General features: G+C 66.2%; 12 protein-coding genes. 5 read left to right on the forward strand and 7 right to left on the reverse strand.

All coding sequences use genetic code 11. From position 1 onward, the window contains the following. Both LG306_RS14250 and LG306_RS14255 read right to left on the reverse strand, forming a co-directional pair. Positions 1-1,290: a cation:proton antiporter gene (locus LG306_RS14250; protein ID WP_404415793.1), complete on the reverse strand. Its 1,290-nt coding sequence runs from the start codon at positions 1,288-1,290 to the stop codon at positions 1-3. Positions 1,291-1,320: 30 nt separating this feature from the next. Continuing rightward, positions 1,321-3,873: a glycoside hydrolase family 3 protein gene (locus LG306_RS14255; protein ID WP_404415796.1), complete on the reverse strand. Its 2,553-nt coding sequence runs from the start codon at positions 3,871-3,873 to the stop codon at positions 1,321-1,323. 285 nt (positions 3,874-4,158) lie between these two features. On the opposite strand from LG306_RS14255, the gene LG306_RS14260 reads away from it, so the two are divergent. Genes LG306_RS14260 through LG306_RS14270 form a run of 3 tightly spaced genes read left to right on the forward strand, consistent with a single transcriptional unit; the run spans position 4,159 to position 8,750 of the window. Further along, a complete protein-coding gene (locus LG306_RS14260) occupies positions 4,159-6,438 on the forward strand; it encodes a WD40/YVTN/BNR-like repeat-containing protein (protein WP_404415799.1) in 2,280 nt (759 codons plus the stop codon). Further along, a complete protein-coding gene (locus tag LG306_RS14265; protein ID WP_404415802.1) occupies positions 6,435-8,063 on the forward strand; it encodes an alpha-L-fucosidase in 1,629 nt (542 codons plus the stop codon). Before LG306_RS14260 ends, LG306_RS14265 begins: the two co-directional genes overlap by 4 nt. A gap of 24 nt (positions 8,064-8,087) precedes the next feature. Further along, a complete protein-coding gene (locus LG306_RS14270) occupies positions 8,088-8,750 on the forward strand; it encodes a hypothetical protein (protein WP_404415805.1) in 663 nt (220 codons plus the stop codon). On the opposite strand, the gene LG306_RS14275 is transcribed toward LG306_RS14270, so the two are convergent. The 4 genes from LG306_RS14275 to LG306_RS14290 all read right to left on the reverse strand — a co-directional run bounded on the left by LG306_RS14275 (position 8,699) and on the right by LG306_RS14290 (position 18,389). Next, a complete protein-coding gene (locus LG306_RS14275) occupies positions 8,699-10,693 on the reverse strand; it encodes a sialate O-acetylesterase (protein ID WP_404415808.1) in 1,995 nt (664 codons plus the stop codon). The genes LG306_RS14270 and LG306_RS14275 overlap by 52 nt on opposite strands. A gap of 62 nt (positions 10,694-10,755) precedes the next feature. Then, positions 10,756-13,692: a TIM-barrel domain-containing protein gene (locus LG306_RS14280; RefSeq protein ID WP_404415811.1), complete on the reverse strand. Its 2,937-nt coding sequence runs from the start codon at positions 13,690-13,692 to the stop codon at positions 10,756-10,758. Positions 13,693-13,723: 31 nt separating this feature from the next. Beyond that, positions 13,724-15,370 (reverse strand): DUF5597 domain-containing protein, encoded by a 1,647-nt coding sequence (locus LG306_RS14285; protein WP_404415814.1) that lies wholly within the window; start codon positions 15,368-15,370, stop codon positions 13,724-13,726. 73 nt (positions 15,371-15,443) lie between these two features. Beyond that, positions 15,444-18,389, reverse strand: a complete 2,946-nt coding sequence (locus LG306_RS14290) for a TonB-dependent receptor (protein ID WP_404415817.1) — start codon at positions 18,387-18,389, stop codon at positions 15,444-15,446. A 234-nt stretch (positions 18,390-18,623) separates the two neighbouring features. On the opposite strand from LG306_RS14290, the gene LG306_RS14295 reads away from it, so the two are divergent. Both LG306_RS14295 and LG306_RS14300 read left to right on the forward strand, forming a co-directional pair. Next, the gene (locus tag LG306_RS14295) at positions 18,624-20,135 is read left to right on the forward strand and encodes a tryptophan halogenase family protein (RefSeq protein WP_404415819.1); all 1,512 of its coding nucleotides are present in this window, start codon (positions 18,624-18,626) and stop codon (positions 20,133-20,135) included. Continuing rightward, positions 20,132-21,643, forward strand: coding sequence for a tryptophan halogenase family protein (locus LG306_RS14300; protein WP_404415822.1), 1,512 nt, complete (start codon positions 20,132-20,134; stop codon positions 21,641-21,643). Before LG306_RS14295 ends, LG306_RS14300 begins: the two co-directional genes overlap by 4 nt. 16 nt (positions 21,644-21,659) lie before the next feature. Here LG306_RS14300 and LG306_RS14305 read toward each other — a convergent pair whose 3' ends face one another. After that, positions 21,660-23,462, reverse strand: coding sequence for an IlvD/Edd family dehydratase (locus LG306_RS14305; protein WP_404415825.1), 1,803 nt, complete (start codon positions 23,460-23,462; stop codon positions 21,660-21,662). Position 23,463 lies beyond the last annotated feature (1 nt).

Here is a 23,463-nt window from a genome sequence, read left to right on the forward strand (position 1 = left end):
TCATGCGCGTACGGGCGCAACATCGTCGGCCTCGGTGACCTGCCCCAGCTCGCCGCAAGCCCTCGCCTTTCTGCCGTAAACCCACTCGAACAGGGGCGAGGCCATCAGGGTGGTAATGATGGCCATCAGCACCAGGATGGAGAACAGGGCCGGGCCGATGACCCCCTTTTGCAGGCCGATGTTGATGATGATCAGCTCCATCAGGCCGCGCGCGTTCATCAGGGCGCCGATGCCCATGGCCGTGGCGTTGTCCTGACCCGTCAGGCGGGCGGCGGCCCAGCAGGCGCCGCCCTTGGCCAGGATGGAGCCCAGCAGGATGACGATGGTGACGGCCAGCAACCCCAGGCTGTTGACCATGGTCAGCTGGGTGTTCAGGCCGGAGAAGGTGAAGAACATCGGCAGCAGCACCAGCACGGCGAACGGCTCGAGTTGACGCTTGACCTCGTCGCTCAGCAAGCCGCGCGGCATGGCGACGCCCAGGATGAAGCCGCCGAAGACGGCGTGAATACCCACCGCGTCCATGGCCCAGGCGCTGAGCATGAACAGGATCAGCACGATCCCCAGCACTGTCGGGCTGAGCCGCCCTTCCCGTTCGGCGATCCGTCCCAATGGGGCCAACATCTTCGGCCCCAGCGTCAGCATGAACAGGGCGAAGGCGCCGCCCCCCGCGATGGCTGTCACCGCCACCATCGGTCCCGCGCCGAAGCTGGCCAGGACGATGGCCAGAACGCACCAGGCGCCGGCGTCGTCGATGGCGCCCGCCGCCAGCGACAACGAACCCAACCGCGTGCCGCTGAGCCCCCGCTCATGGATGATGCGCGCCAGCATGGGAAAGGCGGTGATCGAGATGGCCGCGCCCATGAACAGCATGGCCTGCCAGGTCTGGATGCCCGGCCCGAACAGACCCTCGGCGACCAGCCAGGGCGCAAGGGCGACAGCGACCAGGAAGGGCGCCGCCATGCCCGCCAGCGACACGGCGGCGGCGCTCTTCGCATTGGCCCTGAAGTGATCGCGACGGAAGCCCAGCCCGACCAGAAACATATAGAGGCCGACGCCCAATTGGGCGCCGACGAACAGGATCGACCGCGACTCCTTGGGGAACAGGGCCGCCTGAAGATCGGGCGCCAACAGGCCAAACAGCGATGGCCCGAGAATCACTCCGGCGATCATCTCGCCCACCACCTGCGGCTGGCCAAGGTAGCGTTTGGCCAGCCAGCCCACGATGCGGCAGGCGGCAATGATGATCGCCATCTGCAGGAAGAAGGCCACGCTCAGTTCAGCATTGGTCATGCGGCCGGTTCCCCCTTTGGCAAACCCAGCCTACTGCGTTGGGCAGACGGCGTCGCCCTCGTTCGACGCCAGGCGGATGTCCTCGACGGTGACGGCGAAGTCGGCGTTGGTGCGCAGGCCCCAAGGTTGGTCGACGGCGGCGATGTCGGAGCCGCGATCGCGCAGGCACGACAGACGCACCTTCAGCGTACGCCATTCACCGACGGGCGCTGCGGCGATCAGGCTGGAGATATCCACCGACCCTGCGCCCAGGGTCAGGAAGACCGGTCCCTTGGCACGGGCGTCCACGCGGTAGCGGAAGGCGACGGCCATCTCGCCGTTCGACTGGCGTGTCAGATCGACCGGCTGCGCCGCGATCAGGGCCTGTCCCCCGCCCTGCGAGAAGGTCAGGGCGCGCGCCGATTCCTGGCCGGCGCCGTCGGTGGAGCGCACCGAAACGCCGCCGCGCGGACTGGCGCCGGTCTTTTCGGAGCCCAGGCGGAACTCGCCGCCGGCATCGCGCAGCATCAGCGACCAGGGCGCGACGAAGCGGCCATCGACGAAGTAGCGATCCAGATTGCTGCCGGACCCGACCACGCCGCTGTCTTCCGACAGGGCGCCGACGCGGGCGTTGCGCGCATAGGTCAGGCCGTAGCCATAGGCGAACTGAGGATCATAGCCGGGCTGACCGACGTTCAGCGGCTCGCCCTTGGCGGTCTTGGGCCAGCTGAAGGACAGAGTTCCGGTAAAGTCGTTGCGCGGCTTGCCCGCCGCATCGCCGATCAGGACGTCTGCGACGCCGGCCCCTTCCGTGCCCGGCAGCCAGGCGGCGACGAAGGCGTCGGAGGCATTGATCTCGGGGTTGGTCCACATCGGACGGCCTGACAGGAAGACCGACACCGTCGGAATGCCCGCCGCCTTCAGACGCTTCAGCGTCTCCAGCGGTTCGGTCGGCAGGAAGTCCAACGTATCCACATCGCCCTGGAACTCGGCATAGGGGGTCTCGCCGAAGACGACGATGGCGACGTCCGGCTTCTGGGTGAAGGACCCGTCGGCGCTGAGGGTCGCTTGGCCGCCGCCGGCGGCGACCGCTTCCTGGATGCCGCCCCAGATCGACTTGCCGTTGGGGAAGTCGGCGTTGGAGTTGCCCGTGCCCTGCCACGTCAGGGTCCAGCCGCCCGAGGCCTGACCGATGTCGTCGGCGTGGCCCGCGACCAGCACCCGCGCGCCCGAGCGGATCGGCAGGACCGATCCCTCGTTCTTCAGCAGCACCAGCGACTTGCGCACCGCCTCGCGCGCCAGGGCGCGGTGAGCGGGCGAGCCCAGTTCGTTCAGACGCCCCTCGACCGGGCGGCTGTCGTTGAACAGGCCGGTCTTGACCTTGACGCGCAGGATGCGGCGCACCGCTTCGTCCAGGCGAGCCATCGGGATTTCGCCCGACTTCACCTGCGCCAGGGTATTTTCGTAAAGGGGCTTCCAGCTGTCGGGCGCCATGAACATGTCGATGCCGGCGTTGAAGGCCAAGGCGCAGCTTTCGTTGGAGCAGCCGGGCAGCTGGCCGTGGGCGTTCCAGTCCGACACGACGAAGCCATCGAAGCCCAGCGGACCGCGCAGCACGTCGGTTAGAATGGTCTCGTTGCCCGAGTGTTTGACGCCGTTCCAGCTGGAGAAGCTGGCCATGATCGACAGAATGCCGGCGTCGATGGCCTGGGGATAGCCTGACAGATGGGTGCGGATCAGTTCCTGTTCGGACCCGGCGAAGTCGCCCTGGTCCTTGCCGCCGGTCGTGCCGCCATCGGCCAGGAAGTGTTTGGCCGAGCCGGCGATATGGCCGGCCGTCAGCGGATGGTCGGGCGACAGCGTCCCCTGCAGTCCCAGGGTCATGGGCCCGGCGTAGCTCTGGGCCACCTCCGGGTTCTCCGCATAGCCTTCGAAGGCGCGGCCCCAGCGGTCGTCCTGGGGCACCGCCAGGGTCGGGCCGAAGGTCCAGTCGGCGCCCGTCACCGCCACTTCAAGGGCGGTCGCCTCGCCGATGCGGCGGATCAGGTCGGGATCGCGCGCGGCGCCCAGGCCGACGTTGTGCGGAAAGATGGTCGCGCCGACGATGTTGTTGTGCCCGTGCACCGCGTCGATGCCGTAGATCAGCGGGATCTTGGCGCCCGGACGTTGGGCCGCCGCCGCGCGGAAGGCCTGGGCCAGCTCGACCCACTTCTGGGCCGAGGCGCGCTCGTCGCCGCCGGGCGAGGAGTTGCCGCCCGCCAGGATGGACCCCAGCGGGTAGGTCAGCAGGTCTTCGGGCTTGATGGAGGCGATGTCGGCCTGGATCGTCTGACCGACCTTTTCATCCAGCGTCATCCGGCTCATCAGTTCGGTGACAAAGGCCTCGGTCTTAGCATCGCTCATCGCCGCCGGGGAGGCGGCATGCGGCCACAGGTCGGGATGGGCGCGTGTGCTGTTCGTAACGATCGACGCCTGGGCCGTCACGGCCTGAACCGGCGCCAAACGTGTCGAGTCCGTCGTGGCGCAAGCGCCGGTCGCGAGCGCGACGCCCAATGCAAGGGCGGAAACGGCGCTACGGCGAGATGTCGGGATGCGCAGGGTCATGTCTATGTCCGTCAGTGTGGCGGCGAAAACTATGTGACGAAAAACCCGGCGCGACCACTCGGATCGCGCCGGAAGTTCGCTCAGGGCGCAAAAATCAAGACATCGTCTCGCGCGCTGAAAGCGGCGAAATCCATTTGAACCCGAGGTTCGCTCCCATCACGTCGTTGATCGACGCCTTGATTTTTACAGACGCAACTTGATGCACCTGTGACAATCATGTCAACTGCCTATGCTAGCGCTAACATTGAGAGGCGGGATAACGCCTCCGATGAGGGAGAGACGGTAATGGCGACAGGCGTGACGCGACGCACGGCCGGAATGCTGGCCTTCGCTGTCGGCGGACTGGCGACAGCCTCCAGGGCCAGGGCGCAGGACGCCGCACCCTATGTCTGGCGCAACGTCGTGGTCGGCGCGGGCGGCTTTATTCCCGGCATCATCTTCAGCCCCGTCGAGCGCGGCCTGGCCTATGCACGCTCGGACATGGGCGGCGCCTATCGTTTCGATGCCGCCGCCGGTCGCTGGGCGCCGCTGATGGATTCGAGCCCTCTGTCCGGCGATTTCGGCATCGAGAGCATCGCCGCCGATCCCGTCGATCCGAATATCGTCCATGCGGCGGTCGGGGTTCACCGGGGCGATCCCGGCGCCATGCTGCGCTCGACCGACCGTGGCGCGACCTGGATCAGAACCGACGTACCCTTCCGAATGGGCGGCAACGAGGATGGACGCGGGCTTGGCGAACGGCTGGCGATCGACCCGAACGACAACCGCTTCCTGTACTTCGGATCGCGCCACGACGGGCTGCAACGCTCGACCGACGGCGGCGCAAGCTGGCGCAAGGTGGACAGCTTCCCCCTGAAAGGTCTGGGCGCGCCCACCGACCGCAGCACCCACGGCGGGCTCAGTTTCGTCGTCTTCGATCCGCGCAGCGGCCAGGGCGGCCAGGCGTCCCGCACCCTGTTCGTCGGGGTCGCCGATCTGCACGAACACGCCCTGTATCGCTCCGACGACGCCGGTCGGACGTGGCGGCCGGTCGAGGGCGGACCGCGCCACGAGCTGTCGGCGGCCAAGGCGGAGCTGGACGACCGGGGCGTGCTCTATGTCACCTGCACCCTGGGCATCGGACCGAACGGCGTGACGGACGGCGCGGTCTGGCGGCTGGACACCAACACCGGCGCCTGGAGCGACATCAGCCCGCCCCGTCCCCAGACCGCACAGGGGGGCGGCTTCATGGGCGTGGCGGTGGATCGCAAGCGGTCGGGCGTCATCATGGTCTCGACCCTGAACCGCTGGCAGCCCGGCGACACCATTTGGCGCAGCACCGACGACGGCCGCAGCTGGACCAGCCTGCGGGAAAAGGCCCGTCACGACGTCAGCGCGACGCCCTATCTGAACTGGGGCAACGACAAGCCCGACTTCGGCTGGTGGATCGCCGCCCTTGCGCTGGATCCGTTCGACAGCGACCGGCTGGTCTACGCCACCGGCGCCACGGTCTATGAGACACGCAACCTGTCCGCCGCCGACCGCAATCGGCCGACCGACTGGACCCCTTGGGTCGAGGGGATCGAACAGACGGCCGTCATCACCCTGGTCAGCCCGCCCAAGGGTCCGCAACTGCTGACCGGCTTCGGCGACATCTCCGGCTTCGCCCACGAAGACCTGAACCGCTCGCCAAGACGCCAGTTCACCACCCCCGTCTTCGCCAACACCAATCAGATCGACTATGCGGGCGCCGCCCCCGACATCGTGGTGCGCAGCGGCACGCCGCACGAGAGCGTCGCCTCGGAGGGCCACGACGGCTCGACCTTGGCCTGGTCGGACGATGCGGGCCTGAGCTGGAAGCCGCTGGGTCGCGCGCGCCCGGTCTCGGGCGAAGCGGCCGTCGTCGCCGACAATCCCCGCATGGACCTGTATCGCGACGCGCCGATCATGGTGTCGGCGGACGGATCGACCTTCGTTCTGGCGACGCCGCTGGTGGTCTGGTCGCGCGACCGCGGCAAGACCTGGAAGACGTGCGCGGGCCTGCCGTCGCTGCTGAGACCCCTCGCCGATCGCAAGGATGCGATGCTGTTCTACGCCTTGGATTTCCGCACCGGCGTCTGGTACGTCAGCGTCGACGGCGCCGAGAGCTTCGCCGCCGTGCCGTCGACCGGCCTGCCCGCGACCAGCGCCGAGGATCGACCGACCTGGCGCGAGATCGCCTTTCCGCTGAAGGCGACGCCCGATCACGACGGCGACCTGTGGTTCGTGTCGAAAAGCGGCCTCTTCAACAGCCGTGACGGCGGTCAGCGGTTCGAGCGGATCGACGGGGGACTGAACGTGGAGATGATGGACTTCGGCAAGCCGCCCGCCGGCTCCGCATATCCCGCCCTGTTCGCCATCGGAACGCGGGGCGATGTGCGCGGCGTCTTCCGGTCGGACGACAAGGGCCGGTCCTGGATTCGCGTCAATGACGCCCGCCATGAATACGGCCGGCGCTTCCGGGCCATCGCCGGCGATCCCCGCGTTTTCGGCCGTGTCTATGTGGCCACCGACGGGCGCGGCGTCGTCTATGGAGAACCGGCATGACCCTTTCGCGACGCGGGTTTCTGGGCGTCGGCGCCTCGGTCTCCATGCTCGGCGCGTGCGCCACCATGCCGGACGCCCCGACGACCGGTCCGTTCAAGCCGACGTGGGACAGTCTGGCGGCGGGCTACAAGACGCCGGAGTGGTTCAGGGACGCCAAGTTCGGCATCTGGTCGCACTGGGGGCCGCAGTGCGTGCCGGAGTTCGGCGACTGGTATGGCCGCAAGATGTATATGCAGGGCGATCCCTTCTACGATCATCACCTGGCGACCTACGGCCACCCCAGCCGCTATGGTTTCATGGAATTCATAGACCAGTGGAAGGCTGACCGGTGGGACCCGGAAGATCTGCTGGACCTCTATCAGGCGGCAGGCGCCCGCTACATCATGTCGATGGCCAACCACCACGATAATCTGGACCTGTTCGACAGCTCCCACCACGCATGGAACGTCATGCGGGTAGGACCCAGGCGCGACATCGTCGGAACCTGGGAACAGGCGGTGCGGGCGCGGGGACTGCGTTTCGCCGTATCCAACCACTCCGCCCATGCCTGGCACTGGTGGCAGACCGCCTACGGCTATGACGCCGAGGGACCGATGAAGGGCGTGCGATACGACGCCGCACGACTGACCAAGGCGGACGGCGTCGGCAAATGGTGGGACGGCCTGGACCCGCAAGAGCTTTATACGGGTCCGACCTTCGCGCCGCCCGACGGCATCGCCTCGGCCCAGGAAATGGACGCCTGGCACGACGCGCGCGATGGCCAGTGGATCGAAACGCCGCCAGAGAACAACCCCGCCTTCGTCCGCTCCTGGGTCGCGCGTCAGCGTGAGCTGATCCACAAATACCGGCCGGACATGGTCTATTTCGACAACACCGGCCTGCCTTTGGGGCAGTACGGCCTGGAGGCGACGGCCGAGTTCTACAACGCCTCGCTGGGGTGGCGCGGCGAACTGCCCGTGGTCAACGGCAAGAAGCTGGACGAGAGACAGCGCAGGGGCATTGTGGAAACAGTCGAGCGCGGCTTCTCGGATCGCTTGCGGCCGGAGCCCTGGCAGACCGACACCTGTATCGGCGACTGGCACTATAACCGGGCCCGTTACACCAACCACTTCTATGTCCCGGCCCATAGCGTGATCCAGCGCCTGGTCGACGTCGTGTCCAAGAACGGCAATCTGATGCTGAACATCCCCCAGCGCGGGGATGGCTCGATCGACAGCGACGAGCGCCAGATCCTGACGGAAATCGCCACCTGGATGAAGGTCAATGGCGAGGCGATCTTCGACACCCGTCCCTGGCGCATCTATGGCGAGGGTCCGACGGCGGTCGTCGCCGGCATGCACCGCGAAAGCTCGGCGCGCCCCTGGTCAGGCCAAGACATCCGCTTCACCACCAAGGGCGAGATTCTTTACGCTTTCGCGCTGGACTGGCCGCAGGACCGGAAGATGGTCGTGCGCGCCCTGACGCCCCAAGCGGGACACATCGAGGCCGTCGAATTGCTGGGCGCCGGCCCCCTGCCCTTCCGCCAGTCAGCCGAGGGGCTGAGCATCGAACTACCTGACGCGCGGCCCGTCGCGACCGCACCGGCCGTGCGTCTGAGAGGCTCAGGGCTCGTCTGCCTTTCATAAGGCGAAACAGGGAGGAAAATCGCCATGAAGACTGCAGTCATCGCCCTGAGCATGGGCATGGGCATCGGCCTGTCGCTCGGCACGCCCGTCCTGGCCCAGATAGCGCCCGCACCGGAGACGCCTCGCGCCAGCATGATCGACAAGCTGATCAACTCGCCCTTCGTGCAGAACTGGAACACGTGGGGTCTGACGCCCAATCCGACGCCGCACGATGTTCAGGGTGTCACCGGCGGCAAAGCCTTGACCATCGATGTCAAACGGGCGGGCGATCCCTGGTCGGTCGGGGCTGTGATGACCAACAGCGGGGCCATCAAGGCCGGCGATGTTCTGCTGCTGGGCGTGTGGGTCCGTGCGAGCAAGCTGCCCGAGGGCCAGACCGCGACCCGTATGCCCGTCATCCTGCTGGAGGCGCAGGGTGAGCCGAAGGTCGCGCTGGCGCAGGCGTCGAACGTCGCTGTCGGAGAAGGCTGGACGATGCTCTACGCCTCGGGCGTGGCCCCGAAGGACGTCGCCCCTGGCCAGAGCAGCATCATTCTGCAGATGGGTCAGGCCGTGCAGACGCTGGAGCTGGGACCGGCGTTGCTGTTCGACTTCGGCCCGGACTATCACCGGGCGCGCCTGCCGCAGAACCCTAATCAGCGGATATCGGCCTCGAACGGGACCGCCGGGAGACCGGCGGTTCCATAGAGATTGCAGACCGGGCTGTCGGCCCAGCAGAAGCGGACCTTGAGATCCGAGGCTATCGCAGTGGTCAGCACCACCTCGTCGCCCGCCAGGGTCGCATCGACAAAGCGGCAGGCGTTGTCGGACCCGCACAGCTCGAACCCGACCGGCCGGTTCGAACCGTAGGCGACCAACTGCGCCGAAGCGGCATAGCGGATATGGACGCCGTCTGTTGCGCGGGTCACGGACACCGGCTGCGGCGAGACGGGCTGGATTTGACCGTCCAGGCGCCGGGCCTCCAGCGCCAGACGGCGGCCAACCTCCAGCTTGTTGGTGGGATGGATATCGTAGCGGTCGCCGATGTCGATGGCGACGGCGAGACCTGCCAGAGGGTCGGCGTTGACGACCGTGCGCTGGCTTTCGCGCAGGGCCGCCCACCAGGAGTTGTTCGGCTGGCTGGCCATGGGGCCGAAGTTCGCCAGCTGCACCACCAGCATCCGCATCTCGGGATTTTCGAACCGCGCGCGCCAGTCGGCGAACAGGGCGGGCAGCAGGCGGCGATAGCCGACAGAGTCGCCGACGTTCGACTCGCCCTGATACCAGGCCATGCCCTTCAGGCCATAAGCGCCCAGGGGTTCGATCATGCCATTATAGAGCGTGGTCGTGCCGCTGCCGCCGATCCAGGGGGTGCGCGGGGGATTGGGCAGGTCGCCCAGGGGCGCGGCGACGCGGTGACGCCAGCCCGAGGACAGGCTGACCGCCGTGCCGTCTGCGAGCACCAGGCGCTTGTTCGTCGCCGGCCCCCAGGCGCCGCCGCCGCCGTTGGTGTCCAGCACGCCGACCGCGATCAGATTGCGGCCCGCCTTCAGCGTACCGGCCGGAACCGAATAGGTGCGCGGCGTGTCCCAGCCTTGCTGGCCGCCGATGTATTGGCCATTGACCCATGTCACGTCGGCGTCGTCTACTGGCCCCAGCTCCAGCGTCGCCGCCTGACGGGCCTGGGCGGCGGTCAGCTCGATCTCTGTCCGCAGCCAGACGATGCCGTCGAAGGTGGCCAGGCCCGGAACAGTCGACTCCCAGAACCCCTCGGCCGGAATGGGCGCCCAGTCGGCGTCGTTCCCGCGCGGCAGGTTCCAGCCTTGCTTCGTGCCAGGATCGTTGGCGGTCCACCAGGCCTGGGTGACGCGGCGCCAGACGGCGTCGCCCTGAGCCGGATCGCGGGCGTAGGCGTCTAGGGCGTCCAGCGCCTGCTGATGTTCGCCCAGCTTTTCGACGGCGTCGCGGCTGAGCCAGTCCTCGATGATCGACCCGCCCCAAGAGGCGGCGATCAAGCCGATAGGCACGTCCTCGGTGCGGCGCAGATCGCGGCCCATGAAATAGCAGGCGGCCGAGAAATCGCGCACGCTTTGCGGGCTGGTGACACGCCACTGGCCAACCGTGCGGGGTGTCGAGGACGGCGCCGGAAGGCTGGATCGACCGACCAGGAACAGGCGGATCCCGGCGTCGTTGGCGGCGCCGATCTCGGTCTCCGCATTCGTCGCCTGACGAACCGCGAACTCCATGTTCGACTGGCCCGAACACAGCCAGACATCGCCGACCATGACATCCGAAACGCTCTGTGTCGCACCGCCCGACTGGGCCGTCAGGACGTAGGGGCCGCCGGCGGTCTGGGTCGGCAGACTGGCGCGCCATACGCCGTCGGGGCCGGCGGTCGCCTGAGCCTGAGCCTGAGCCTGAGCCTGGCCGAGGCTGACGGAGACGGCGGCGCCGGGCGCGGCCCTGCCCCACACATTGATCGGGCGCCCGCGTTGCAGGACGGCGTGGTCCTGAAACATCGGATCGAGCAGGCTGGAGCCAGCAACCTGGGTCGTTGCAGCCTGGCCCTGAACTTGCGTCGTGGCCTGAGCCGACACCGACGAGCCCATCAGAGCGGAGGCCGCGACGGCGGTGAACAAGAACGAGCGCATGGCGGCTCCTGAATGGAAGGACGAGCGGTTCAGAACGACAAGGACTCAGATCGTGGACGGCCCTAGCGGCGAACCTCTACCGGCTGGCCCGAATACTGGATCGTCCTTGCGGGCTGGGCGTCGAAGTTTCCGACATCGGCCCCCGGTCCGCTGACGAAGCGCACATTGATGGTGCGGTTCGCCGGCATGGTGGGGTACGAACCCGTCCGCGCGCCGATGGCCAGGACGCCGGTCGCGTCGTTCCAGGTCATGGGGATGTTCGAGAACTCGCCGCGCTCATAGGCGTAAGTCGTGCCCTGATCCTCATAGAGCGAGAAGGAGCCGTTGGCGCCGGTGTAGACGATCAGCGTCAGCGGCCCGTCCAGCTTCTCGGCCGTGTACTGGATCGCCGGGCCGGTGGGCAGGATGGAGCCGGCGCGGACGAAGACCGGGATCTTCTCTTCCGGCGCCTGGACCGTGGCGGAGCGGCCGCCGGTGTACTTCTGGCCCGTCAGCATGTCGTACCAGTCGGCCCCTTGCGGGAAATAGACCGAGCGGCTGCGAGCCTTGTATTCCGTCACCGGGGCGACCAGCAGGGCATGGCCGAACAGGTATTGGTCGTTGATGTCGCGCGCCTTCAGGTCGGACGGGAAGTCCATGACCAGGCCGCGCATGATGGTGGCGTCGCGCTGATAGACGTCGCCGGCCAGGCTGTAGATGTAGGGCATCAGTCGATAGCGGGTGCGCAGCTGGGCAGCGTAGGCGTCATACAGCGGCGTGCCGGGCTGGGCCAGGTTATAGACCTCGCGCAGCGGGAACTCGCCGTGCGAACGGAAGATCGGCGACCAGGCCCCGAACTGGAACCAGCGCAGGTTCAGCTCGTCCCATTCGGCCTGATCCTCGGGTTTCATGCCGGCGGGGTTGGAATAGCGCGCCTCGACCGCGAAGCCGCCGATGTCGTGGGTCCAGTTGGCCAGGCCCGACAGGCCCGTGTTCACGCCCGCCGAAATCTGATCTTTCAGATTGTCCCAGCGCGCCACCACGTCGCCCGACCACAGGGTCGAGCCTGTGCGTTGCAGACCGCCCCAGGCCGAACGGGTCAGAATATAGGTCCGCTCGTCGCCCTTCTCGCGCCGGAAGTTCTTGTAGACGTTCTCGGCGTTGATCAGCGGATAGGAGTTGAAGACATAGGCGCCCGGACCGATGGCCGTCGGCCCCATGCGCAGGGTCCGTTCGGGGATGTCCAGGTTGGAGTGCATGTCCGGCTCGACCGAATCCAGCCACCAGCCGTCGAAGCCCATGCCCTTGAAGCTGTCCGACATCTGCTTCCAGTACAAGTCGCGGGCGGCGGGCAGATAGGGGTCGTAGAAGCTGTTGGCGTAGCCGGGTCCCACCCAGTCGCGCGCGCCGACATCGACGTTGCGGGTATACATGCCGCCGATGGCATCCAGCTGCTTGTAGTGGTCTGTCGTCGGATAGAATTTCGGCCAGACCGAAATGATGATGTTGGCGTTCATGTCGTGAACGTCCTTGACCATCTGGGTCGGGTTGGGGAAGCGCGCGGGGTCGAACTGGTGCGAGCCCCAGGCGTTCTCGGGCCAGTAGAACCAGTCCTGGACGATGTTGTCGATCGGCAGACCCAGCTCGCGATAGCGACGGACCACGCCGGTCACCTCGTCCTGGGTGTTGTAGCGTTGGCGGCTCTGCCAGAAGCCGTAGGCCCAGCGGGGCAGCATCACCGACTTGCCGGTCAGACCGCGATAGTTGGAGATCACCCCGTCCAGATCATCGCCGCCGATATAGTAGTAGTCGATGGCGGTGCCGACTTCCGACGCCAGGCTGAGCGCGCCCTGATCGGCGGCCGGCAGCGGATCCTGGTGGCGCAGGGAGATATAGCCGTCTTCGGGGATCCATTCGATCTTGACCGGCACGCGCGTATTGGCGGCCATCTGAACCTGGAAGTCGTGATCGAACGGATTCCAGTTCTGGCGCCAGTTATCCTCGACCAGCTGACCGTCGATCCAGACCTTGGCGTAGCCGGAAGAATAGAGGCGGAACTTGTGCAGGCCGGGGGTCGCGGTTTCCAGCGTGCCTTCCCAGACCACCTTGACGCCGGCCTGGCCGGGCTTGCCCATGTCGCCGGTCTGGACCGGCTGGCCCGGCTGAGACTTGAAGCCTTCGGGCCAGCGCGACCATTCGCGGATGAACTCGTAGTTCACCTCGGTCTCCTGGCGCTGAACCTTGAGCTGGTCGTTCTGATAGTAGCTGGCGGTCAGGCCGCCGAACCGGCCCGTGGCGTCGCGCACGATGAACTGGTCGGCGATCATTCCGTAAGGGCGCGGATCGCCGAAGCGGGTGATCGAGTTGTTGTCCCACAGGACGCCGTAGTTGCGGCTCGATACGACCAACGGAATGCCGACGTCGATGTTGTGCTGGGCCAACTGAACGTCGTGGCCCTTGTAGTTCATAACGCCCTGCTGGTGCTGACCCAGGCCGTAGAAGGCCTCGTCGGCCGGGCTTTCCCAGACCTGGCGCGTGGCCAGGAAGCGGTGGTCGCCCTTCTGGTCTTCGACGGTGACAGGGCTCAGCTCGCGGCTGCCGGGACGTTCCTTCAGCACCTCCTGACCGTTTTCGTCGAGGAAGCGGACGGCGCCGGTCTCGCGCGAGACCTCTGCGGTCGCCTCGGCGGTCTTCAGCAGAACCACATCGCCGCGCGTCTCGACATGGAAGGGCGTCGTGGTCGAGGGCTGGGCCGTGACCATCAGGCTGGCGGGCAGGTTGAAGTCAGCGTTTTCGGTCGCCGTGACGCGGATGGTCTCAGGGCCATAGACCTCAAGCCGCACGCGCCGGGCGGCGCCTTCGGTCGGGGTGACGACGATGCCGCTGGCGGTGCGTTCGAACGCCGCCTGCTGGATGGCGCCGGCGGAGGCGCTGTCCATCAGACCCTGACCGGCGCAGGCAGCCAGGGGTGCAGTCATCAGGGCGGCCAAGAACAGGCGGCGGGCGAGGGTCGGGATCATGGCGGGCGCTCGCTTCAACTCTTGCAGGATTTCAGTAGGTGGCGGTGACGACGCGCAGCAGCTGCGGTCGGTCGGTGGAGAAGTTCAGGCCGTAGTCGACCTGATCGCCGTTCCAGATGCGTTCGAACACCCATTTGCCGGCGTCGTCGAAATGGCCTTCCTCGACGCGCAGAACCATGCGGCGCTTGCCGTCGGTCGAGGGCTTGGCGGCGAAGTCGATGCGGATGCGGTGGCCGGCCAGGATGAACTGGCCCGGCTCGATCTCCGCGATGGCGACGGCGCCGTTCGGCTGGGCCGAGGCGGCGGGCACGTCGTTCGGATCAATCGGCTGATCGGTCGTGCCAAACTGCCAGCGCTGATAGCCGGTGGTGGCGGTCCAGTCGCCCAGGTCGATGACCTCGGGCTTTCGGTCGTCGGGTTCGGCGGCGCCCCACACCTTCCCCTCGAAGGCGAGGCGCGCCCAGGTGCGCTGCCACGGTCCGATCAGGCGATACAGATCGCGGAATGGCTTGAGCGACTCTTCGGTGATTTCCTTGGCGCCCAGCGGATAGTTGGAATAGCCGGTGTAATCGATGCCGAAGGGCGAAAAGCCGATGCCGCCCCGCCCCAGCGTCTCCATCAGATAACGGGCGTACTGGGCGTCACTGCCGGTCTCGGCGACGAACAGGGCGTTGTCGGGCCGGGCGTAGCGATCCAGATGCGCTTCATATTCGCTGGACTTGCGCGTGTAGATGTGGGGCGACAGGAAATCGATGGAGGGGGCTGCGGCCTGCCAGACCTCGATCACGTTCCAGGTCGGGCCGCCAGAGGCGTAGGTGGCGGGATCCTGGTGGTTCGTGGGGTCACGCAGGGCGGCGTTGACGTACATGGGCAGCGGATATTCCGCCTTGCCGGCGGCGGCGACCTGGCCGACGTAATGGCCGATGGACCAGGCGTGGAAGAACTCGTCCGCATCCTTACCGAAGACGGCGGACCAGGTTCCGGGCGCCTTGCCGGTGCGGTCCAGCAAGGCTTGGGGCACGGGGCCGTCGAAGGCGGCGCGGGCTGCGGGGGAATAGTCGCGTACGGGGCCGTAGGTGCCGACCTCGTTCTCCGGCTGGACCATGATCACGGTGCGTTCGCGCTCGTCCACCTGACGGATGTGACGCATCAGGGCGGCGAAGGCGCGGGTGTCGGCGGCCAAGGTCTCGGCCCCATAAGGCGACAGGGCGTAGCTTTCCTTGCCGCTCTTCTCGATCAGGTGCGGGAAACGCTGCGGGTTCAGCTTGACCCAGGCTGGCGCATAGGCGGGGGCCGTGTTCTTCCAGGTGGCGAACCACAGGAAGACCACGCGGATGTCATTGGCGCGGGCCTGCTCTATGGCGTGATCGACAAAGGAGAAGTCGAAACGCCCCTCCTCCGGCTCGATCTGCTCCCAGCCCAGCGGAATCTGGACCGTATTGGCGCCGATATAACGCAGCGCCGGCCAGGCCTGAGCCAAAGGCGCGGGATAGTTGGACGAGTTGTTGACTTGTCCGCCCAGGATGATGAAGGGCGCGCCGTCCACCATCAGGGCGTGGCGGCCATTTCGCTCGACCAGTTGCGGAATGGGCGACTGGGCCAGAACCGGCGAGGCCGCTGCGGCGACCAGAACCGCAGCAGAAAAGGCTGCGGCGAGCCCGCGTGTGAAATAGCCCATCGCCGCCTCCCAACGTCGACAAGAAAAAGATCGGGGCGCCGACGACCGCCGACGCCCCGTTGTCAAAGCCGAATCAGAAGGCGGCGCGCAGCACCACCGCGATCCGGCGGTCGGTATCGACCCAGTTATAGGGCGGTTTGCGGGTCTCGCTGCCCACCTTCAGCACCGTCCGTTCGTTCAAGATATTGGTCGACTGAACGCCGATCTTGATGTCCTTGGTCAGGTTATAGAAGATCGAACCATCCAGTTGGCCGTAGTCGCTGGCCCATACCGGCGCATTCACGTTCGCCGCCGAGGTCGTCAGCAGATATTCCTCGCGCCAGTTGTAGGCCAGGCGCGCGGAGATGCCATATTTTTCATACAGAATAGCGGCGTTGTAGCTGGTGCGGGACATGCCTTCGAGCGGCAGGGTGCTGTCTGCGGCGGCGCCGTTCTGGGTCGTGTCCAGGATGTTCTGGCTGGTGTTCTTGCCGCCGTCCGAGCTGATGTAGGTGAAGTTGCCCTGGAAGCCGAGGCCGCTGAGAGCGCCCGGCAGGAAGTCGAAGAACTGCGAATAGGCCAGTTCGAATCCATCGACCGTACCCTTCGCCCCATTGGTGTAGCGCGTGATCAGGAAGTCGTAGGTGACGCCGCCGTTGGTGATCGACTGCGTTTCCGTGCCGGTGAAGATGTAGTCCTTGATGTCCTTGTGGAAGGCCGCGAACGTCAGGCTTCCGGTGGGCGCGAAATACCACTCCAGGCTGGCGTCATAGTTGGTCGCCGTGATCGGACGCAGGGCCGGATTGCCGCCCACGCCGGTGAAGGGCGTTGTCGGGTTCAGCGTGTAGCCGTCAGGCTGGAAGTTGATCGACAGGTTGGTGAACGGCTGGAGCTGATACATCTCGGGCCGCACCATGGCGCGCGACACCGCAAAGCGCGCCTGCAGGGTGTCGCTGAGGAACCCACGCAGGTTCAGGCTGGGCAGCCAGTTGGTGTAGCTGCTCTCGACCGGCTGCCCGTCCAGCGATCCGCCGTTCACGAACTGAACGGCCTGATTGAAGGCTGCGCAGTTTGCGCCGGGTGCGTTGGCCGGCGGACAGGATCCCTGGATAGACGGCAGGGTGGTGACCGTGTTGGACGTGGTCTTGGTGTCGACCGCACGCAGGCCGATGTTGCCGTCGAAGGCGCGGCCGAAGAAGCCCGTGTCATTGCCGAAGCGGGCATAGACATAGGCCGCCTGCGTCTTCTCGGTCAGCTCGGTGATGCCGCCGTTGCCGCCGCCAAGGCGGTAGCTTTCATAGTCGTCGCTCAGCGGCGTCCAACCCCATCCCGAGCTCTCGGTATTGCGCAGGATGTCGTAGGCATAGGCCGTGCCCTGGTTCAGCAGGCTTTCAGCCGGGAACCATGCCACGCCCGGAACCGGCGCGTCGCCCCGGAAGAAGTTGTCGAAACGATAGAGGGTCGACGAATTGGGCAGACGCGGGTCCTGCGTGCCGCCCGGATAGCCCGTGTCGTCCAGATAGACGACCGCGCCGCCGCCGTTGCCCCAATACTGGTTCGATAGCAGCCCCCAGTTATAACCGGTCTGGCGATTGGTGTAGTTCTTCTCGGTGCCGCGAACGCCAAAGGCGACGGACTTGAAGAAGGACGAATTCTCGTCGAAGTCGTAACGGGCGTCCAGACGACCGGCCAGTTCGTCGGCCTCGTTGTCCTCGATGTGATCCATGGCCGCCGCCCACCAATAGGCGGACTTGTCTTCGGGCGTGCCGCCGGTGGAGGTCACGGTCGGCAGATCGCCGTCGATGGTGATCGACAGGTCCGGCCGGTTCTGAAGCTGGGTGAAGGCCGTCATCGAATAGATTTCGGCCGAGGACTTCACATATTGCAGATCGCCCGAGAACGACCAGGCCCCGCCGGGCGTGTACTGGAAGTTCAGCGCGACATCGCTGGTCTTCTTGGTGTCGTCGCCGACGCGGGTGTCGGTGTTCCAGGTCGCGGCCGGGATGTTGCCGCTCAGGAAGACGTTCTGGTCATCATAGCGATAGCTAGAGTTAGGCGAGACGATGCTGTCGGTGCCCAGCGCATATTCGACGTTGTAGGCGTCCGCCTGCGAAGCCAGACCCTGCAGAGTGAACAGCCACTGATCGTTCGGGCGCCACTGCGCGGCCAGGGCCACGGCCGTGCGCTTCTGCTCCCAATCAATGGTGCGCCAGCCCAGGTATTTGGGCACGAAGACCGTCTCGCCGGCCGTGCCGGAGCCGTCGGTGCTGGCGTTGCTGGCATCCAGCGTCACGGGATCATAGCGGTCGACCGAAATCGAATCCGTGCGGTTGCCGACGTTTGACACGCTGACGTTGGCCAGCAGGCCGATCTCGCCGATGCCGGTCTGCCAACGGTCCGTCGCCAGGATGCTGCCGGACCAGAAGCCACGCTCTGACAGGTCGCCATAGTTGTAGTCGGCGTTGATCGCCAACAGCGGGTCGCTGTTGTCGAAGGGAACGCGCGTCCGCAGATTGGTCGTGCCGGCGATGCCGCCCTCGATCATGTTCGCCGCGACATTCTTGTAGACGTCGACGCCGGCCAGCAGATCCGCCGATACGTCCTCGAAGCTGAGGCCGCGACCGTTGGAGGCCGAGAAGATGTCGCGGCCGTTGGTTTCCGAGCGAACCCAGGACAGGCCGCGGATAAAGACGCCGCCGCCCTCTGCCGCCAGACGGGCCGGGTCGCGCGCAGCGTTCGTGCGCTGAAGGGTGACGCCAGGAATGCGTTGCAGGGCCTCCGACACCGAACGGTCAGGCAGGGCGCCGATGTCGACGGCGGTCACGGAGTCGACGATGACCTCGGACGTCTTCTTTATGGCCTGGGCCGAACGAAGCTGCGCGCGGATGCCGGTAACGACGACCTCATCGACAGTCGTTGCCTCGTCCGACTGAGCCGGAGCCTCTTGAGCCAAGACAGCGGTCGGCAGCGATGCCGCGACCGTAAGCAAGGATGCGCCGCACAGCAGAGCGACGCGACGAACGTGATTTTGACGAGACATCGGTCTCAGAACCTTCCTGCTGGTCGCGCCCGCCGCTTATCAACGACGTAGGGCGACATCCCTCCCGACGTGAACCCACCCATCGTTCGATGAGACGATCACCTTTCAAGGATGCACAAGTTTTCATGTGCTGAAAAGCATTTTCTGTTAGCGCTACCACAATAGCGCAATGATGATCCCCGGCTATTAGATGGCGACACAGGATCCGCGGCCAGCGGGCGACAGGGAGCAGGCATGAGCGACCAGACGGAACCGGTGCGCCACATCGCGATTGTGGGCGGCGGGACGGCCGGCTGGATGGCCGCCGCCGCGCTGGGCAAAGCGTTCACCCGCAGCAACGGGCTGTCCCTAAAGATCACCCTGGTGGAGTCGGAGTCGATCGGCACGGTCGGCGTCGGCGAAGCCACCATCCCGCCGATCCGTCAGTTCGTGCAGATGATCGGACTGTCCGAAGAGGACTTCATCCGCTCGACGGCCGCGACCGCCAAACTGGGGATCGCCTTCAAGGACTGGACTGCGCCGGGTTCGGAGTATTTCCACGGCTTCGGCGACTACGGGCCCACGGTCGCCGGACAGGCCTGGCGGCAGTATCTGTTTCGCCTGAAGGCCGCCGGCCGAATCGACACGCTGGACGCGTGGTCCATGCCCACTGCCATGGCCCGCGCCGGCAAGTTCGCCCCGCCGGTCGACGACAGCCGTTCGGTGCTGTCTCACTATTCGTACGCGTATCAGTTCGACGCGGGCCTATTCGCACGGCGGCTCAGGACGCTGGCGGAGACGCTTGGCGTCGTTCGGCGCGAGGGGCGGATCACGGGCGCGGATCGCGACGGCGAGACGGGTCTGGTGCGGACCGTGACGCTTGAACACGGCGGCGAGGTCGAGGCTGATCTGTTCATCGACTGCTCGGGTTTCCGAGGCCTGCTGATCGAACAGACGATGCAAGCGGGCTACGAGGATTGGACGCAGTGGCTGCCGTGCGACCGCGCCGTTGCGATGCCGTGCGCGTCCAGCCTGGCGCCGGAGCCGTTCACGACCGCCCGCGCGCGTGAGGCCGGCTGGCAGTGGCGCATCCCGCTGCAGCACCGTGTCGGCAACGGCTATGTCTATTCCAGCGCCCATGTGGACGACCAGACGGCGCTGGACGACCTGCTGGGCCAGATCGAATCGGAGCCGTTGGCTGAGCCCAATCGGTTGAGGTTCGTCACCGGGCGGCGACGCGAGGCTTGGAAGGGCAATGTGGTGTCGCTGGGTCTGGCGTCCGGCTTCGTCGAACCGCTGGAGTCTACCAGCATCAACCTGATCCAGACCGGCATTGGGCGGTTGCTAGAGATGTTCCCCGACCGCAGCTTCGATCCGGCCCTGATCCGCGAATACAATCGACGCTCAGCCCAGGAGTTCGAGCGCATCCGCGACTTCATCATCCTGCACTATCATCTGGCCGGTCGCGCAGGCGCGATGTGGCACAGATGCCGCGAGACGGCGCCGCCTGACACGCTGATGGAGAAGATCGAACTGTTCCGCGCGCGCGGAGAGGTCGGCCTGCTGGCAGACGAGTCTTTCCGCGAAGACAGCTGGGCTGCGGTGTTCACCGGGCTGGACACGTGGCCGAAAAGGGCGTCGCCCCTGGCCTGTATCGACGATCTAGAGACAGTGGATCAACAGGCGCGTCAGTTCGCGCAACTGATCGCACGGGCGGCGGCCGCCCTGCCCGACCACTCCACCACCTTCACCGGTTACACACGATGATCCCTGCCCCGCTCAAGCGTATTCTGATCGTCGGGGGTGGCACTGCCGGCTGGATGGCGGCCGCCGCGCTGGCGCACGTCACGCGCGGCACGGTGAAGGTCGAACTGGTCGAGTCCGAGGCTATCGGCACGGTCGGCGTCGGTGAGGCCACGATCCCGCCGATCCTGCTATTCAACCAACTGCTGGGCATCGACGAGAACGAATTCGTCCGCGCCACCCAGGCCACCTACAAGCTGGGCATCCAGTTCAACGACTGGTTCCAGAAGGGCCGGAGCTATTTCCACCCGTTCGGAACCTACGGCACGCGCATCGACGCCGCCGCTTTCCACCAATACTGGCTGAGGCTGAATAAGGCGGGGTTGGACGGCGATCTGGACGCCTATTCCATTCCGACCATGGCGGCGCGCATGGGCCGTTTCACCCGGCCTGACACCGATCCGCGCGGCGCCGCCTCGCAGATGACCTACGCCTTCCATTTCGACGCCGGCCTGTACGCCAGGTTCCTCCGTAAACGCGCCGAAGCGAACGGCGTCGTGCGTCACGAGGGCAAGATCGCCGACGTACGCCTGCGCGACGGCGACGGCTTTATCCAGTCGGTGCGACTGGATGACGGACGCGAGCTGGAGGCGGACTTCTTCATCGACTGTTCGGGCTTCCGCGGCCTGCTGATCGAAGGGGCGCTGAAGACGGGCTACGAGGACTGGACCCACTGGCTGCCGGCCGACCGTGCTGTGGCCATGCCCTGCACCCGGGTCGGCGATCCGACGCCCTATACACAATCGACGGCCTTGGAGGCGGGGTGGCGCTGGCGCATTCCGCTGCAGCACCGCACCGGCAATGGCTATGTCTATTGCAGCCCCTACATCTCTGACGACGAGGCCCAGGCCAAGCTGCGCGCCTCCCTGGACGGCGAGGCGATGGCCGAACCCAACTTCCTGCGCTTCACCACCGGTCGCCGCAAGAAGACCTGGAACAAGAACTGTCTGGCCCTGGGCCTGGCCTCAGGCTTCCTGGAGCCGCTGGAATCGACCAGCATCCATCTGGTGCAGTCGGGCATATCCAAACTGCTGCTGCACTTCCCCGACACCGGCTTCGCCCAGGCCGATATCGACAACTACAACCGCATGATGCGGCTGGAGACCGAGCGCATCCGCGACTTCATCATCCTGCACTATCATGCCACAGCGCGCGACGACTCGCCCCTGTGGCGCCACGTGCGGGCCATGCCGATTCCCGAGACGCTGAAGCAGAAGATGGAGCAGTTCCGCAGCCGGGGCCGCATCTTCCGATATGAGGACGAGCTGTTTCAGGAGACGAGCTGGATCGCCGAGCTGCTGGGCCAGGGCGTCATACCCGAGCGGCATGATCCGATCACGGAGACCATTCCTCTGGAGCAGGTCCAGCAATGGTTGCAGAAGATGAAGGCGATGATCCAGCAGGGCGTGGCGCGGATGCCGACGCACGAGGCCTTCATCGCCGCTAACTGCAAGGCGCCGCCGCTGCAATAGGGCGGCGGCGGTTTGTTCAGTGATTGTCGCGCGGTAGGCCGATCGTATCGACGATGCGGTGGTATTTGACGGCGGGCTCCAGCACGGCGCCGGTTTCCAGTTGGCCGACCACGTCGCGCTGCATCTCCTGCCAAGGGGTCTGTGAGGCAGGGTATTTGTAGCCGCCTGCCGCCTCGAACGCCTGGCGACGCTGGGCCAATTCCTCGTCCGAAATCAGGATGTCGGCGCGGCCGGTATTCAGATCGATGCGGACCCGGTCGCCCGTCTTCAGCAGGGCGATGGCGCCGCCCGCCGCCGCTTCCGGAGAAGCGTTCAAGATCGAGGGCGAACCGGAGGTGCCGGACTGGCGCCCGTCGCCGATGCAGGCCAGGGCGCTGACGCCCTTTTTGATCAGGTATGCAGGCGGGCGCATGTTCACGACCTCAGCCGCGCCCGGATAGCCGATGGGGCCGGCGCCGCGCATGAACAGCAGCGTCTGTTCGGTGATGCCCAGGCTCTCGTCGTCGATGCGGTGGTGATAATCCTCGGGCCCGTCGAACACGACGGCCGGGCCTTCGAAGGCGTTCAGGTCTTCGGGGTTCGACAGGTAGCGTTCGCGGAACTCGTCCGAGATCACGCTCAGCTTCATGATGGCCGAACTGAACAGATTGCCGTTGAAGACGACGAATCCGGCGTCGGTCTTCATCGGCGCATCGAAGGTCTTGATGACGTCGGGCAGGTGGATTTCAGCGGTCTTGCAGTTCTCGCCGATGGACTTGCCGGTCACGGTCAGGGCGCCCTCATTGATCAGTCCCTGCTTCATCAGTTCGGACACCACGGCGGGCACGCCGCCGGCATGGAAATAGTCCTCGCCCAGATACTCGCCGGCCGGCTGCAGGTTGACCAGCAGCGGCACCTTCAGCCCTTGGGTCTGCCAATCCTGCAGCGGCACGTCGACGTGGGCGTGGCGGGCCAGAGCCGTCAGGTGGATCGGCGCGTTGGTCGAGCCGCCGATGGCGGAGTTGACGACGATGGCGTTATGGAAGGCTTCCTTGGTCAGAATGTCCGACGGCTTCAGATCCTCGCGCACCATCTCCACGATCCGCAGGCCGGTCTCATAGGCGACCTGGGCGCGCTCGCGATACGGCGCCGGAATGGCGGCCGAGCCGGGCAACGACATGCCCAGCGCCTCGGCCAGCGAGTTCATCGTCGTCGCCGTGCCCATGGTGTTGCAATAGCCGACCGACGGGGCGGACGAGGCCACCAGTTCGATGAAGCCGTCATAGTCGATCTCTCCGGCCGCCATCATCTGGCGCGCCTTCCAGATGATGGTGCCGGAGCCGGTGCGCTCGCCCTTGTGCCAGCCGTTCAGCATGGGGCCGACCGACAGGGCGATGGCGGGAATGTCCACAGTGGCGGCCGCCATCAGGCAGGCAGGCGTGGTCTTGTCGCAACCGATGGTCAGGACGACGCCATCCAGCGGATAGCCGTAGAGGCTCTCGACCAGACCCAAGTAGGCCAGATTGCGGTCCAGACCGGCGGTCGGACGCTTGCCGGTCTCCTGGATCGGATGGACGGGGAACTCCATGGCGATGCCGCCCGCCTCGCGGATGCCCTCGCGCACACGCTCAGCCAGGACCAGGTGGTGGCGGTTGCAGGGCGACAGGTCCGAGCCGGTCTGGGCGATGCCGATGATCGGCTTGTTCGACTGAAGCTCTTTGCGCGTCAGGCCGTAGTTCAGATAGCGCTCCAGATACAGCGCCGTCATGTCCGGGTTTTCCGGATTGTCGAACCAGGCGCGGCTGCGGAGCGGCTTTGCGGTCTTGGAGGTGTCGGTCATT

The organism is Brevundimonas vesicularis, from assembly GCF_044807075.1.
Lineage (GTDB): Bacteria > Pseudomonadota > Alphaproteobacteria > Caulobacterales > Caulobacteraceae > Brevundimonas > Brevundimonas vesicularis_G.

Coding starts and splice junctions, on each gene's coding strand:
- LG306_RS14250 (WP_404415793.1), bottom strand. CDS start 1,290: ATGACCAATGCTGAACTGAGCGTGGCCTTCTTCCTGCAGATGGCGATC.
- LG306_RS14255 (WP_404415796.1), bottom strand. CDS start 3,873: ATGACCCTGCGCATCCCGACATCTCGCCGTAGCGCCGTTTCCGCCCTT.
- LG306_RS14260 (WP_404415799.1), top strand. CDS start 4,159: ATGGCGACAGGCGTGACGCGACGCACGGCCGGAATGCTGGCCTTCGCT.
- LG306_RS14265 (WP_404415802.1), top strand. CDS start 6,435: ATGACCCTTTCGCGACGCGGGTTTCTGGGCGTCGGCGCCTCGGTCTCC.
- LG306_RS14270 (WP_404415805.1), top strand. CDS start 8,088: ATGAAGACTGCAGTCATCGCCCTGAGCATGGGCATGGGCATCGGCCTG.
- LG306_RS14275 (WP_404415808.1), bottom strand. CDS start 10,693: ATGCGCTCGTTCTTGTTCACCGCCGTCGCGGCCTCCGCTCTGATGGGC.
- LG306_RS14280 (WP_404415811.1), bottom strand. CDS start 13,692: ATGATCCCGACCCTCGCCCGCCGCCTGTTCTTGGCCGCCCTGATGACT.
- LG306_RS14285 (WP_404415814.1), bottom strand. CDS start 15,370: ATGGGCTATTTCACACGCGGGCTCGCCGCAGCCTTTTCTGCTGCGGTT.
- LG306_RS14290 (WP_404415817.1), bottom strand. CDS start 18,389: ATGTCTCGTCAAAATCACGTTCGTCGCGTCGCTCTGCTGTGCGGCGCA.
- LG306_RS14295 (WP_404415819.1), top strand. CDS start 18,624: ATGAGCGACCAGACGGAACCGGTGCGCCACATCGCGATTGTGGGCGGC.
- LG306_RS14300 (WP_404415822.1), top strand. CDS start 20,132: ATGATCCCTGCCCCGCTCAAGCGTATTCTGATCGTCGGGGGTGGCACT.
- LG306_RS14305 (WP_404415825.1), bottom strand. CDS start 23,462: ATGACCGACACCTCCAAGACCGCAAAGCCGCTCCGCAGCCGCGCCTGG.